The organism is Actinoplanes sp. CA-252034 (assembly GCF_050956125.1).
Lineage (GTDB): Bacteria > Actinomycetota > Actinomycetes > Mycobacteriales > Micromonosporaceae > Actinoplanes.
On the sequence record NZ_CP191846.1, the window covers coordinates 5,508,075 to 5,520,947 of the forward strand.

Annotated in this window: 16 protein-coding genes; 6 read left to right on the forward strand and 10 right to left on the reverse strand. The window is 72.8% G+C overall.

Translation table 11 applies throughout. From position 1 onward, the window contains the following. The first annotated feature begins 28 nt into the window (after positions 1–28). From ACQPZW_RS25330 to ACQPZW_RS25350, 5 genes are read left to right on the forward strand one after another with little or no spacing between them, the layout of a single operon-like run. Complete coding sequence (locus ACQPZW_RS25330; protein WP_433788510.1) at positions 29–1,045, forward strand: peptidoglycan-binding protein; 1,017 nt, start codon at positions 29–31, stop codon at positions 1,043–1,045. Next, a complete protein-coding gene (locus ACQPZW_RS25335; RefSeq protein ID WP_433788511.1) occupies positions 1,042–1,707 on the forward strand; it encodes an ABC transporter ATP-binding protein in 666 nt (221 codons plus the stop codon). Before ACQPZW_RS25330 ends, ACQPZW_RS25335 begins: the two co-directional genes overlap by 4 nt. Next, on the forward strand, positions 1,704–2,900 hold the full coding sequence (locus tag ACQPZW_RS25340; RefSeq protein ID WP_433788512.1) for an ABC transporter permease: 1,197 nt from the start codon (positions 1,704–1,706) through the stop codon (positions 2,898–2,900). The genes ACQPZW_RS25335 and ACQPZW_RS25340 overlap by 4 nt, the downstream gene beginning before the upstream one ends. Positions 2,901–2,927: 27 nt before the next feature. Beyond that, positions 2,928–3,533, forward strand: coding sequence for a DUF402 domain-containing protein (locus ACQPZW_RS25345; protein WP_433788513.1), 606 nt, complete (start codon positions 2,928–2,930; stop codon positions 3,531–3,533). 3 nt (positions 3,534–3,536) lie between these two features. Then, complete coding sequence (locus ACQPZW_RS25350) at positions 3,537–4,484, forward strand: hypothetical protein (protein WP_433788514.1); 948 nt, start codon at positions 3,537–3,539, stop codon at positions 4,482–4,484. On the opposite strand, the gene ACQPZW_RS25355 is transcribed toward ACQPZW_RS25350, so the two are convergent. From ACQPZW_RS25355 to ACQPZW_RS25390, 8 genes are all read right to left on the reverse strand, one after another. Beyond that, complete coding sequence (locus ACQPZW_RS25355) at positions 4,466–4,990, reverse strand: GNAT family N-acetyltransferase (protein ID WP_433788515.1); 525 nt, start codon at positions 4,988–4,990, stop codon at positions 4,466–4,468. The genes ACQPZW_RS25350 and ACQPZW_RS25355 overlap by 19 nt on opposite strands. A 15-nt stretch (positions 4,991–5,005) precedes the next feature. Next, on the reverse strand, positions 5,006–5,410 hold the full coding sequence (locus ACQPZW_RS25360; protein ID WP_433788516.1) for a rhodanese-like domain-containing protein: 405 nt from the start codon (positions 5,408–5,410) through the stop codon (positions 5,006–5,008). Between the two features lie 19 nt (positions 5,411–5,429). Next, positions 5,430–6,398 carry a DUF1152 domain-containing protein gene (locus ACQPZW_RS25365; protein ID WP_433788517.1) on the reverse strand — a complete coding sequence of 323 codons (969 nt, stop codon included), beginning with the start codon at positions 6,396–6,398 and terminating at the stop codon, positions 5,430–5,432. Positions 6,399–6,410: 12 nt separating this feature from the next. Then, positions 6,411–7,274, reverse strand: coding sequence for a response regulator (locus ACQPZW_RS25370; protein ID WP_433788518.1), 864 nt, complete (start codon positions 7,272–7,274; stop codon positions 6,411–6,413). Positions 7,275–7,390: 116 nt separating this feature from the next. Further along, positions 7,391–8,083: a VOC family protein gene (locus ACQPZW_RS25375; protein ID WP_433788519.1), complete on the reverse strand. Its 693-nt coding sequence runs from the start codon at positions 8,081–8,083 to the stop codon at positions 7,391–7,393. 2 nt (positions 8,084–8,085) lie between these two features. Further along, positions 8,086–8,331: a hypothetical protein gene (locus ACQPZW_RS25380; RefSeq protein ID WP_433788520.1), complete on the reverse strand. Its 246-nt coding sequence runs from the start codon at positions 8,329–8,331 to the stop codon at positions 8,086–8,088. A gap of 119 nt (positions 8,332–8,450) precedes the next feature. Next, positions 8,451–10,487, reverse strand: coding sequence for a prolyl oligopeptidase family serine peptidase (locus ACQPZW_RS25385; RefSeq protein WP_433788521.1), 2,037 nt, complete (start codon positions 10,485–10,487; stop codon positions 8,451–8,453). Then, positions 10,423–11,166, reverse strand: a complete 744-nt coding sequence (locus ACQPZW_RS25390) for a methyltransferase domain-containing protein (RefSeq protein ID WP_433788522.1) — start codon at positions 11,164–11,166, stop codon at positions 10,423–10,425. Before ACQPZW_RS25390 ends, ACQPZW_RS25385 begins: the two co-directional genes overlap by 65 nt. A 65-nt stretch (positions 11,167–11,231) precedes the next feature. Between ACQPZW_RS25390 and ACQPZW_RS25395 the strand changes: the two genes are divergently transcribed. Next, positions 11,232–11,618 carry a GNAT family N-acetyltransferase gene (locus tag ACQPZW_RS25395; protein ID WP_433788523.1) on the forward strand — a complete coding sequence of 129 codons (387 nt, stop codon included), beginning with the start codon at positions 11,232–11,234 and terminating at the stop codon, positions 11,616–11,618. Positions 11,619–11,777: 159 nt separating this feature from the next. Here the strand turns inward: ACQPZW_RS25395 and ACQPZW_RS25400 are convergent, their stop codons facing one another. Continuing rightward, positions 11,778–12,203: a DUF2262 domain-containing protein gene (locus ACQPZW_RS25400; RefSeq protein WP_433788524.1), complete on the reverse strand. Its 426-nt coding sequence runs from the start codon at positions 12,201–12,203 to the stop codon at positions 11,778–11,780. Positions 12,204–12,267: 64 nt separating this feature from the next. Then, on the reverse strand, positions 12,268–12,804 hold the full coding sequence (locus ACQPZW_RS25405; protein WP_433788525.1) for a DUF3592 domain-containing protein: 537 nt from the start codon (positions 12,802–12,804) through the stop codon (positions 12,268–12,270). Between the last annotated feature and the right edge of the window lie 69 nt (positions 12,805–12,873).

Consider the following 12,873-nt stretch of genomic DNA (forward strand, 5'->3'; position numbering starts at 1 on the left):
TCGGCGCATGTCTCACAGGTGTTGTCTGATGGTGGCCGTGCTCTGTCTCGGCGCGTGCAGTGCGCCGGTGGCCGAAAAGCCGGCGATGCTCCCGACCGTTTCTGTTCAACGTACTGACCTGTCCAGCGCGACCCGGGTGGACGGGACGCTCGGCTACGCCGGGGTGTTCACGGTGCTGGGGCCGGGCGCTGGGCGGATCACCTGGCTTCCCGGGCTCGGTGACGTCATCGGGCGGGGGCGGGCGGTGTTCCGGGTGGACGGGCGGGTGGTGCCGCTGCTGTTCGGTGGGGCGCCGTTCTTTCGTACCCTCTCATCAGGGGTTTCTCGTGGCAGCGACGTGAAGGCCCTCGAGCAGAACCTCAAGATCATGGGGTACGGCCCGCGCCTGACCGTCGACACGCGGTTCACGCCGGCCACCCGGACGGCGATCCGGCGCTGGCAGCGGGCACTGGGTGTCCCGGTGACCGGCACGGTGCAGCCCGGCGACGTCGTGGTGATGCCCGGTCCGATCCGGATCACCGCCGTGGAGGCCGTTCCGGGTGGCCCGGCGGCCGGGACGGTGCTGACCGCCTCCGGGACCGGACGCCAGGTGACGGTGAAGCTGCCGGTGGCGTCGCAGCGGTTGGCCGTGCCGGGCGCGCGGGTGACCGTCGAGCTGCCCGGTGGCACGTCGACGACCGGCCGGGTGACCGAGGTCGGCACGGTGGCGACCGCCGAGCGGACCGACGCGCGGGCGCAGACCGGCGTGGGCACCGAGTCGGCGACCATCACCGTGCTGATCGGCCTGGACCGGCCGTCCGACGCGGGCCGGCTCGACGGCGCCCCGGTGACCGTGGCCTTCACCAGCGACGAGCACCGTGGTGTCTTCGCCGTCCCGGTGAACGCGCTGCTCGCCACGGCCGACCGCACCTACACGGTCAACGTGGTCGGCGCCGGCGGCACGGTGACCGCGGTCCCGGTCACGCCGGGTGTCTTCGACGGTGACCTGGTCGAAGTGGCCGGCGCGCTCACCGAGGGCGCGAAGGTGCAGGTGCCGGTCTCGTGAACAGTCCCGTCGTCGCCGTCGAGAACGCCACGAAGACCTATCCCGGCGGGGTCCACGCCCTGCACGCCGTGTCACTGACGGTGCACGCCGGGGAGTTGGTGGCGGTCGTCGGGCCGTCCGGCTCCGGCAAGTCCACGCTGCTGCAGCTGATGGGCACCCTGGACTCCCCGACGAGCGGACGGGTACGGATCCACGGGCACGACGTGGCGCTGCTGCCGGATCGGCGGCTCGCCGCGGTCCGGGCCCGCTGGGTGGGCTTCGTCTTCCAGCAGTTCCACCTCACCGCCCACCTGTCCGCCCTGGACAACGTCGCCACCGGCCTGCTCTATCACGGCTGCTCCCCGCGCCGGCGGCGGATCCTGGCCCGCACCGCGCTGGAACGGGTCGGCCTCGGGCACCGCCTGGAGCACCGCCCGTACCAGTTGTCCGGTGGGGAGAGACAGCGTGTCGCGATCGCCCGTGCGGTGGTCGGCGAGCCGGCGCTGCTGCTCGCCGACGAGCCCACCGGCAACCTCGACTCCGCCGCCGGCGCCGGGGTGCTGCAGCTGCTGGCCGGACTGCGCGGCGACGGGGCCGCCGTCGTGGTCATCACCCACGACCGCGACGTGGCCGCCGCCCTGCCCCGCCGGGTGGAGATCCGCGACGGCCGGGTGATCGCATGAGCGCCGAACTGCCCGAACCGGCCCGGCTGCACGCCGGCGACCTGGCCCGGACCGGCCTGGAAGGTCTGCGCGGCCGTCCGCTGCGGGCGGTGCTGTCGGCGCTCGGCATCACCATCGGCGTGGCCGCCATGGTCGGGCTGGCCGGAATCAGCACGGTCAGCCGGGCCGGGCTGATCGCCGAGATCCGGGCGCTCGGCTCCGACCTGCTGACCGCTTCCCCCGGTCGCAGCCTCACCGGGCAGGACGCCGAGCTGCCGGGCACCGCCGAGAGCATGGTCGGCCGAATCCCGGGTGTCACCGACGTGTCCGCGATCGGGCTGGTCGGCGAGGCGACGGTCCGGCGCAGCGACCTGATCGACCCGGCCGACACCGGCGGCATCGCCGTGCAGGCGGCCCGCGACGACCTGCTCACCACGCTGCGGGGCACGGTCCGGTCCGGGGCGTTCCTCAATGCCGCCACCGCCCGCTATCCGGTGGTGGTCCTCGGCGCGGTCGCCGCCGGCCGGCTCGGCATCGGCGCCGCCGGCGGGCACGTCTGGATCGCCGGGCGCCCGTTCGTGGTCACCGGTGTCCTGAACACGCTGCCGCTGGCGCCGGAGATCGACCGGTCCGCGCTGATCGGCTGGTCCTACGCCGCCGATCTCGGCTTCCGGGGCCACGCGAGCACCCTCTACACCCGGGCCGATCAGGAACGGATCGATGCGGTGTACGACCTGCTGGCCCCCACGATCAACCCGCGGAACCCGGCCGAGGTCGAGGTCGGCTCCCCCACCCGGGAACTGGAGGCGGAGGCGGCCACCGAGGAGACCTTCGACGCCCTGTTCCTCGGGCTCGGCGCGGTCGCGCTGCTCGCCGGTGGAGTCGGCGTCGCCAACGTCATGGTCATCTCGGTGCTGGAACGCCGCCGGGAGATCGGGCTGCGCCGCGCGCTCGGGGCCACCCGCGGGCAGATCCGGGCGCAGTTCCTCACCGAGTCGGTCACCCTGTCGACTGCGGGCGGCCTGGCCGGTGTCGCCGCCGGCCTCGCCATCGCGGCCGGATACGCGCTGGTGATGGGCTGGCCGATGGCGCTGCCGGTGACCAGCGCGGCGACCGGAGCCGGGGCGGCCGTGCTGATCGGGGCGCTGGCCGGGCTCTACCCGGCCCGGCGGGCGGCCCGGCTCACGCCGACCGAGGCGCTGGCGACCGGATGACTGGCGGGCGCGGGTTACGGTGCCCGGGTGCGATTCCAGACGGGACAGACCATCACCCGCCGTTACGTTCGCGGCGAGTGGGTGATGTGGGAGCAGGCCATGCGGGTGATCCGCGACGACGCCGACGGGCTGCTGCTGTGGCAGCCCGTCGGTGGTGACTTCGCGAGACTCGTCGACGCCGACGGCAGCACCGCGCACGAGGTGTCCCCCGACGCGATGACCGCGCCGGTGATGGTCAACAGCGGCTGGCTCTACTCGGACGTGCTGATCCTGATGCCGGCGGGCGCCGCCCACTCGGTGTGGTGGTTCTTCACCGACGGCGTCTTCACCGGCTGGTATGTGAACCTGGAGTCGCCGTACACGCGGCGCGGCGACGCTGTGGAGACCACCGATCACGTGCTCGACATCGTCGCCACACCGCGGCGGGAGTGGCGGTGGAAGGACGAGGACGAGCTCACCGGCCGGATCGGCCACCCGCTCTACTTCGACGCCGACCAGGCCGTGGTGATCCGCGCCGAAGGGGAACGGATCATCAAGCTGATCGAGGCGCCCGAGTTCCCGTTCGACGACACGTACACCGGGTTCCGGCCGGACCCGTCGTGGCCGGTGGCACGGTTCCCGGACGTGGGCTGACCCGTGGAGCAGACACTCGGCGTGCTCGCCCACCGCGGCGGCCTGATCGCCGACCGGCCGGAGCTGACGGTCGGTGTGGTGCAGGTGATCTCCCGGCCCACCGGGCTCGACCTCGAACTGATCGCGCGCCGCCCCCTGGACCGGCGCAGCGCCGCCGAACGGCAGGCCGACATCCGCGCCGGACGGCCCGGTCCGGAACCGGCGGCACGGCGGCTGCTTCCGCGGTACGACGAGGGCCTCGATCTGCGGGTGGGCCGGCTCGACGACGACGGCCGGGCCCACTGGCAGTTCGCCGTCAGCTCGTCGTCGGCCAGCGGCGACCACTCCGGTGGGGTGCACGGGCCCTGGCTGCGGATGACCGTACGGCTGCCGCCGCTCTTCGACAGGCTCGCACTGGTGCTCGCCTGGCCGGAGATCGGCTTCCCGGAGACCGTGGTCGAGCTGCCGCTACCGGACCGGGCCACCGTGGACCGCGACACCGTGTCGGTGTGGGACGCCCCGGTGCGCTCCGTCCCACCGCCGGCAGGTCTGCGCTACCGGACCGGGAGCTTCCCGGCCGACGAGCCGTATGCCGAGACCGGCCGGATCGTCGTCCCACCCCGGGTGCTGGCCCGCAGCGACGACGCCGTCGTGGTACTGAGCCGGCTCACCGAGGTCGGTGACAGCCTGTCGCTCGAACTCGCCTGCCTCGCCAACGCCTACATCCCACCGGGCCCCTCCATCGACACGTTCGCCGGAGCGGCCGTCGCGGTGGTTCGGGACGGCGAGGCCACCTGGATCTCCGCACACACCGCGGGCGCCGGCGGTGGCGTGCTGACCTTCCAGTCCACCGCCGAGTACACGATCACCCGCCCGCCCGGTGACGTTCTCCCCCTGCTGATCTCCTGGCCCGCCGCGGACCTGCCGGACGCATACGTCGACCTGCCCCTGGATTACAACGAGATCCAGTAGCGGCGTTTGAGCCCTACCGGGGTGTCGCGGACGTCTTCGAGCACACCGCCGCACTTCTCGATCACCCGGGCCGAGGCGGTGTTGTCCACGTCGCAGGTGATGAGCACCAGTGTGAGAGATCGGCGCCGTGCCACCTCCAGCACATCGCCGAGGGCCCAGCCGGCCACGCCGCGACCCCGCGCGGACGGGCGTACGGCGTACCCGATGTGGCCGCCCGCCTGGAGCAGGAAGTCGGTGAGCGAGTGGCGCAGCGAGATGGTGCCCAGGATCGTGTCGTCCTCGACCATCCACCAGTAGGTGGCGTGCACCAGCCCCGGCAACGGCGGCACGGTCTCGTCGCCCTCGCGGTGCAGCCGGGCCACCCACGCGGCGAAGCCCTCCGGCGAGTCGACGTCGTCGGCGGGCCGCAGGCCGCTGCCGGGCTGATGCACCCCGCGGCCCCATTCGTCGCGGGAGTCGAGCCAGGAGGCGTGCCGGGCCGTCGTCGGTTTGATCAATTCGAGCACGGCCGAGGATATCGGTCAGTCCCGGACGTCGGCGGGGCCGGCGGTGGTGGGCAGGCCGGCGGCGAGCCACGCCTCGACGCCGCCGGTCATGTCGGTGGCCCGGTGCAGGCCCAGCGCGCGCAGGCCGGCGGCCGCCAGGCTGGAGCTGTAGCCCTGCCGGCACACCACCACGATCAGCCGGTCGTGGTCGGTGGCCTCCGGGATGCGGCTGTCCGAGGCCGGGTCGAGACGCCATTCCAGGACGGTGCGGTCGATGACGATCGCGCCCGGCAGGTCGCCCTGGGCGGCCCGCTGCCGGTCGGTGCGGGTGTCGACGAGCAGTGCCCCGGCTGTCACGGCCGCCCACGTCTCGGCCGGGTCGAGACGGCGTATCCCGGCGCGGGCCTGTCGTAGCAGGTCCTCCACTCCCCCGGTCGTCATCCGGTGATCGTTCCCCGGATCAGTGCGGGTACGCCTGGGGAATCCGGGTCGTCGGGATCTCGTTGCGGAACTTCTCGATGCGGGCGATCACCTGGCGGCGGCTGATGGTGTCCTCGAGGCGGTCCAGGTAGAGGCAGCGGGCGGCCAGTCTGTCCAGGTCGACGGTGAAGTAGATGGCCATCAGCGGGTTCACGAACAGGGTGCTGCCGCTGGTGCGGCGGGTGAACTGGACGTCGCCGAAGGCGCCGGCGACGGCGGCGGCGATCTGCCCGTTGACGATGCTCGGCCGCTCGGGGGTGGCGGCCTGCGCGTCGGCGACCGCGTCCCGGTAGAGGCGTGCCTCGCGGCTGTCGCCCGGAATCGACAGGGCGCCCAGGTAGCCGCCGTCCCGGTCGAGGGCCGCGAGGTTCTCCAGCACCTGCACGTGATTGACGCCGTGGTACGCGTCGATGCCGAACCCCAGGCAGGTGACGAGCTTGACCGGCACGTCGAGGGCGGTGACGGCGGCGACGCTGGTGATGTCCTCGACCGGGGTGCCGAGGGCGTTCTCGTCGCCGCGCATCAGGATGTCGGTGCCGCCGTCGACCAGCACGATCGCGTCGATGCCGTGACGGTCGATCAGGATCTGGTACGCCGCCCGCAGCGCCCGCACCCCAAGCGGCGGGAACGCGTACACGGTCGACGGCATGTCGTGGGCGGCGAGCCAGCGGGCCAGTGTCCGCTCCGGGAAATACCAGTCGGGGCTGGCCGTGTCGGGGGTGATCGCGGCGACGTCGCGGTCCAGCCACGACTCCTGGTCGATCAGCTCCAGCTGGGAGAAGGACAGGCTGGCCAGGTGCACCTCGGCGCCGGTCTCGCGCAGCGCGAGGGCCAGCGGCAGCCCGGCGTAGACGTCGAAGCCGCCGCCCGCGCCGGCGATCAGGATCCGGCGGGCCGGTGCCAGCGCGGCGAAGAGGGGTGGGGTCTTGAGCTCGCGTTCGATCGGCATCGAACGGCAATCCTAGACGGTGGTCCGCAGCAGCAGCTCAGCGTGTGCGGCGGCGGTGGCCAGTCGCGCCAGTGTGCCCTCGTCGAAGGCGAACGGCACCCGGTCCAGCACACACAGCGTGCCCACCGGGATGCCGGCGGCGTCGTGCAGCGGGACACCGGCGTAGGACCGCACGCCCAGACGGACGACCACCGGGTTGTCCCGGTGGGCCGGGTCGTGGTGGGTGTCGGTGATCAGGACCGGTTCGTCCCGGCCGACCACCATCGAGCAGGGCGCCCACTCGGCCGGCACCCCACCGGCCGTGGCCAGTGGCTCGGGCACGCCGACCGACGCCACGTAGGCCACGGCGTCGCTGAGCACGAGGGTGACCGCGGCGGTCGGCGCGCCGGTCAGCGCGGCCACCTCGGCGGCGAGCGCCGACAGCATCCGCAGCGCCACCGGGTCGGTGCGGTCCAGGAGCCGGCCCACGGCTCTGATCCGGCCGCGGTTGGTCAACGGCGGCCCGGCGGGTGGTACGACGTCGCGGCTCGACGACAGCAGCTCGTGAGCCGCCGCGGTGACCGTGCGCATGCCGGCCGGCTTGGTCATCACCCGGTCCACGACCTCGCGCGCCTGCTCGGGCGGCTTGGCGGCCAGCATCATCAGCGGCATCGTCGCGGTGGCGGCGCCGGCCCGCAGCAGCCGGGCCGTCTCCAGCCCGTCCATCCCCGGCATCCGGTGGTCGAGGATCATCAGGTCGGGTCGCTGCCACTCGACCAGGTGCATGGCCTGCTGCGGGCTGTCGGCGACCCGGACGGTGTGTCCCGCCGAGGACAGGGCCGCGGCGAGCATCCCGGCCATCTCGTTGTCGTCCTCGACCGTCACGATGAGTGCCATAGCCGCGCCCTACTCTCGTCTGCAGACGGCCCTTCCGCCTGCAGACGATCGTGCCCGGCGCATGTCGTAGGCCCGTGGCCGCCGAGTTTCCGTCCGGTTGTCGTCGCCGGCAGCGCTCAGCCGGCCGGCAGGATGCGGAAGTCGTTGCCGTCCGGGTCGGCGAGCCGGACCCATCCGGGCCCGTCGGCGAGGTGGGTGGCGCCGAGGGCGATCAGGCGGCGGGTCTCCCCCTCGTCGGAGACGACGATGTCGTACGCCCACCGGTTCTTGCCGTGGCGCGGCTCCAGCGGCGGGCCGCCCCAGGTGATCTTGGTGCCGCCGTTCGGGGACTGGATCGCGGTCTCCTCGTCCTCGTCCCAGACGAGCGGCCAGCCCAGCGCCCGCGCCCAGAAATACCCGACCGCCTGGCTGCCGTCACTGGCCAGCGCCCCGACGAACCCGCACCGGGCGAGGAATCCGTTGCCCGGCTCGATGACGTCGAACTCGTTGCCCTCCGGGTCACCGAGCACCACGTGGTCGACGTCGCCCTGCCCGATGTCGAGGTGCCGGCCCCCGAGGGCGAGCGCCTTGGCGACGGTGCGCTCCTGGTCCTCGACAGACGTGCTGGTCAGATCGAAGTGCATGAGGTTGGCGACGGTCTTGGGCGCCTGCTCCGGCACGAACCGCAACCGGAACCCGCCGGCACCGCCGATGACGATCCCGTCGAGCGGGTCGTCGACGACCTGATAGCCGAGCATGGCGGCCCAGAAGTCGGCGAGCCGGGCCGGCTCCCGCGCGTCGATGCAGAGCGCGTGCAGATCAAGGGTCATGGTCACGTCCGTTCGCGGAGGATGTCGGGTCGACGGGTGCCCAGCCAGGCCAGCAGCGCCTTCGCCTGGGCTCGCTGGAAGTCGCGGACAGCGGGCGCCGACGGGGGCGGCAGCAGCAGCGACCGGCTGACGAACAGCCCGGCCGCGATCGACCAGGACGGTGTCCAGATCGTCCTGGTCGATCGCGCGGGTGAGCGGGTGCCGTGCTGCCGCCGACCTCCGGTTAGGAGTCGGTGACGGCCGGCCACGAACCGGCCTCGGCGGTCTCGGCACGGCTCCGGAGGGAGAGCGGGATGTCGGTCCACCGGAGCCGGGTCAGGTTCATGACCCGGCACGCTACCGCCGCGCTCCCCCACCGGCACCGCAATTACGCCAGGCCCAGGGACTGGCGCAGGAAGGCCAGCTCGAACTCCCACAGACCGTCGACGGCACCCATGTGGGACGCGCCTGGCAGCGGCAGGACGGTGTGCGGACGGCCGGCCGCCAGCAGAGCTGCGGAGAGCCTCATGGTGTGCACCGGGAGGACGTTGTCGTCGACCAGGCCGTGAATCAGCAGCAACGGGCGTCGCAGGCCGGGGGCGTCGTCGATCAGCGACGACTGGGCGTACATCTGCGGGTTCTCGGCCGGCAGGCCCAGGGTGCGCTCCTGCCAGTGCGAGCTGTAGAGCAGCATGTCGGTGACCGGCGCCCCGGCGATGCCGGCGTGGAAGACGTCGGGACGGCGCAGCACGGCCAGGGCGGCCAGGTAGCCGCCGGCCGACCAGCCGCGGATGCCGACCCGGGTCAGGTCCAGGTCGTAGTGGGAGGCGGCGGCGTGCAGCGCGTCCACCTGGTCCTGCAGACGCGGGCCGGGATGGTCGTCGCCGCGGGCCCGGTCCCAGGCGGGGCCACGCCCGGGAGTCCCGCGGCCGTCGGCGATGACGACGGCGAACCCCTGGTCGGCGAACCACTGCGACGCCCAGTAGCGGGAGCGCGCGGCGACGGCACGCTGGGCGGCCCGGCCACCGTACGGGTCCATCAGCACCGGCAGGGGCCCGCCCTCGTAACCGGTGGGCAGCAGCACCGCGGTCCGCAGCTCCCGTTCGCCCAGACGGTGCAGTCGCGGCACGGGCACCACCTCGGGGACGGCGGCGAGACTGCGTAGCGGGCGGCCGCCGACGGTGACCGACTCGCCCTCGAGGGTACGGGCGTCGACGACCGTGACACCGCCGCGCCGCCGGCCGTCGTGCAGGCCGGGAACCGTGGTGACCTGCTCCAACGACGTCGGCGACCAGGTCCACAGCTCGCGCGACGCCGGGTCCTGGAAGGCCGAGAACAGGACGGTGTCGCCGTCGACCGACAGCAGCCGGTCGAGTTGCAGGCCGGGCGGGGTCACCGGCACCCCGTCGACGATGAGCCGGCGGGTGTCGCCGTCCTCGACGGTCCACAGCAGAGCACCCGACGCGGTGTGCGCGGGCAGTCCGGAGACGATCGTCGTCCAGTCGGCGGCGGTGTCCTCACGAAGCACCGTGGTCCGGCCCGTGGCGGGGTCGACGGCCAGGATCCGCATCACGGTCTGCGGACGGTTCTGGACGGTGACCAGCAGGTCGGTGGCGTCCCAGGTGACCCGGGTGACGTACTCGAAGGCCTTGCGGTCCCAGTCGACCTCGACGCGGCTGCCGTCGAGGCCCAGGACGTGCAGGCTGACGTCGGCGTTCGGGGTGCCGGCGGCCGGGTAGCGCAGCGCCGTCGGCGGCTTCTCCGGGTGCGCCGGGTCGCTGATGTGCCACACCTGCACCGGGCTGTTGTCGACCCGGGCCGCGATCAGCGACCGGCCGTCCGGCGCCCACCAGTAGCCCTCGAAGCGGTCCATCGACTCCGACGCCTCGTGTTCGGGCAGACCCCACGTGACCTCGGGGCCGTCCGGTTCGGCGAGCGGGCGGTCGTCCTTGCCGTCACGGCTGATCACACGCAGCCCGTCGTCGTGGACGTAGGCGATCCAGTGACCGGTCGGGTCGATGCGCGCCTCGGCGACCGGCTCCCGCGCGCCGACCTCGGTGACCTCACCGGAGGACACGTCGGCCACGAACAACCTCATGTCGAGGGTGAACGCGATCGTCCGTACGTCCGCATCGGTGTTGAAGGCGCCGATCCCCGCGGACCTGTCGCGGGCCCGCTCACGCCGCGCCCGTTCCCGCTCGGACATCTCGCCGGCGGTGGTGGCGCCGAGCGCCGCCGCGTCGGCGAGCAGCCGTTCCTCGCCGGTCGCGACGTCGTAGACCCAGAGGCCGGCGACCGGATCCTCGCCGCCGGCGGTGCGCAGGAAGAGGACCCGCGAGCCGTCCGGGGCGATCGCGAAGTTACGGGCCAGACCGAGTGTGAACCCCTGGGTGCGGGCGACCTGCCCGGGAAACGTGTACGCCATTCGGATACTCTGCCGCAAATGTGGCGAGGAGTGTGAGCTTGTCGGCGGCTTCGCTGCCGGTGTCGGCGTGGTAGATCACGAGCATGATGCCGTCGGTGCCACTGACCAGCAGTTTCTCCCGGTTGAGGACGAGTTCGCAGACCTGTGGGTGGTCGAAGGTGATGACCGCGCCGGCGCGGGGGCGCACGTCGTGGCGGGCCCACAGTCTGCGGCGAGCCGTCCGCCGGGGTTTCGGGCCGGTCAGGCCGAACAGGTAGGCGCGGGTGTCGTCGTCGAAGTACCCGAACGCGGTGGTCCAGTTGATCACCCGGTCGAAGCGGCCCGACCACGCCGGTAGTGCCCGCATGTCGCCGGCCACGTATTCGACGTCCACACCGGCCGCTGTCGCGTCGGCTCGGGCCCGGTCGAGGAAGACCGTGGACGAGTCGAGGCCGGTGACCCGGCAACCGCGCGCGGCCAGGGTGTTGGCGAGCGTGCCGTGTCCGCAGGCGAGGTCGAGCACGTTCATGCCGGGTGCCAGGTCGAGGAGCCGCCAGATCAGGTCGGCGGCGGACTCGCCCTGGTATGCGGTGCCCACGAGAGCGCCGTGGGTCGGGGTCGCGACGCCGCCCGGCGCGGCGAAGAAGTGCAGATAGTCATCGTCGTACATGGACGACGTGTCGAAGAGATCCACCGTCACGGCGCCGACGTCATGGGCCCTCGTGCCGGCCCGCAACCGGAGCCGCCGTCACCTACCGTGGCCGGATGCCCGTCAGTCTCGTCATCCGCTTCCCCGTCGACGATCGCGAGTTGAGCGCGCTGCACGCGGAGGCGTTCGGCGCCGATCCGTCGATCGTGCGGCCGTGGTCGGAGCGTCTCGAACGACACGCCCTGACCTGGGTCGGTGCCTTCGACGACGGCCGGCTGGCCGGGTTCGTCCAGGTCTGCTGGGACGGCGGCAGCCACGCGTTCCTGCTCGACACCGCCGTCTCCCCCGGCCTGCAGCGTCAAGGCGTCGGCGCCCGTCTGGTCGCCGCCGCCGTCGCCGAGGCCCGGGCCGCCGGCTGCGAGTGGCTGCACGTCGACGGCTGCGTCTTCGGCAGCGGCGGCTGGCCGGGCCTGGCGTCGATGGCTCATCGTCGGATCTGGTGACCCGCAGCCTGGTCGACGAACCGGCGGTCACCGATCCGCGGCTGGTCACGTTGGGCCGAGCCCTCAGCGGCGCCACCGACACGCCGATCGGCGAGCTTCGCGCGCTGTTCAGGTAGGCGGGTCGGGAGAGCCAGCGCTCCGACCGCGGGCGGTGGCCGGCTAGCCGGCGATCTGGGCGTCGGCCACCGTGCCGGTCTCATCGATCCAGGCGCGGATCGAGTGCCCGCCGAACATCCCGTCGTCGTCGAAGTAGAGCTGGATGTCGCCATCGCCCGCCGCGGTGAGGCAGTCGAGGCGGATCCGGCGGGCGAAATCGGCGCCGCTGACGATGGACTCGCCGTCCTCCCACACCTCCACCTGGTCAGGCCCCTCCGGGGTGAAGGCATTCGCCAGCTCGGTCGCGACCCGCCGCGCGAACCCGTCGAGGTCACCGATCGTCGTGCTCACCCGCTGGGCGAGCACGACCGCCGCGTCCGCGTCGTCCACGTCGAGCGCGATCGCCACGTCACCGAGCCGGCCCTCGAACTCGAATCCGCCGTCGGGGCGCCGCAGCTCGCCGAGCACCGTGTCCACCGAGACTGCCATGAGGCCTCACTCCAGGTCGGGCGGTCGGGTTCCGGCATCGATGCGCCGGGCGAGCCGATCCCGGTCAGCCCTTTCTCCGGCGCAGCGTAACCGGCTTGCTCTGCTGTCGGCGCTGGTCGCGTTCGTCGGCCTTCCAGCGTTGTCGTCGACGCTCACGTCGCCGGTCGGCCAGCCGGGATCCCACGAGGATCACCATGGCCACGAAAAGGACCAGGCCGGCCATGCCGATCCCACCCTGAAGGCGTCCCCGATGGCCGCTGAGCACGCCGAAGTCGGTCACGAAGTCACCCGGGTCGTGCGGGCTGACCCAGATCCGCACCGCCGTCCCGGCCGGGTGGCAGACCTGCCGGCAGGCGACCTCGGCCCGGTGCCGGACATCGGCCACGTCGTAGCCCAGATGCATGGTGCGGCTGTTGCGCGGACCGTACTCGGTCTCGAAGACGACAGCCTGGACCTGCACCCCTTCGGTCCGGAGCCGATCACCCCAGGCATCGTTGTCGAGAGAGGTCTTGAACGGCACCGCGATCAGCACCAGCCCGGCGACGATGCCGAGCACAGGGAAGAGGTGACGGGCGTGCTGCCGGCGCCGCAGGATCTCCACGGGCACCATCATCGCAATCGATCTCCACATCGGCCGCCGGCGGCGACGTGCGGACCCGCCGTCACGGAT

What these genes read in the sequence shown, in the direction of transcription:
- ACQPZW_RS25330 (WP_433788510.1), top strand. Translation starts at nt 29, where the DNA reads ATGGTGGCCGTGCTCTGTCTCGGCGCGTGCAGTGCGCCGGTGGCCGAA.
- ACQPZW_RS25340 (WP_433788512.1), top strand. Translation starts at nt 1,704, where the DNA reads ATGAGCGCCGAACTGCCCGAACCGGCCCGGCTGCACGCCGGCGACCTG.
- ACQPZW_RS25360 (WP_433788516.1), bottom strand. Translation starts at nt 5,410, where the DNA reads ATGACGACCGGGGGAGTGGAGGACCTGCTACGACAGGCCCGCGCCGGG.
- ACQPZW_RS25365 (WP_433788517.1), bottom strand. Translation starts at nt 6,398, where the DNA reads ATGCCGATCGAACGCGAGCTCAAGACCCCACCCCTCTTCGCCGCGCTG.
- ACQPZW_RS25370 (WP_433788518.1), bottom strand. Translation starts at nt 7,274, where the DNA reads ATGGCACTCATCGTGACGGTCGAGGACGACAACGAGATGGCCGGGATG.
- ACQPZW_RS25375 (WP_433788519.1), bottom strand. Translation starts at nt 8,083, where the DNA reads ATGACCCTTGATCTGCACGCGCTCTGCATCGACGCGCGGGAGCCGGCC.
- ACQPZW_RS25385 (WP_433788521.1), bottom strand. Translation starts at nt 10,487, where the DNA reads ATGGCGTACACGTTTCCCGGGCAGGTCGCCCGCACCCAGGGGTTCACA.
- ACQPZW_RS25395 (WP_433788523.1), top strand. Translation starts at nt 11,232, where the DNA reads ATGCCCGTCAGTCTCGTCATCCGCTTCCCCGTCGACGATCGCGAGTTG.
- ACQPZW_RS25400 (WP_433788524.1), bottom strand. Translation starts at nt 12,203, where the DNA reads ATGGCAGTCTCGGTGGACACGGTGCTCGGCGAGCTGCGGCGCCCCGAC.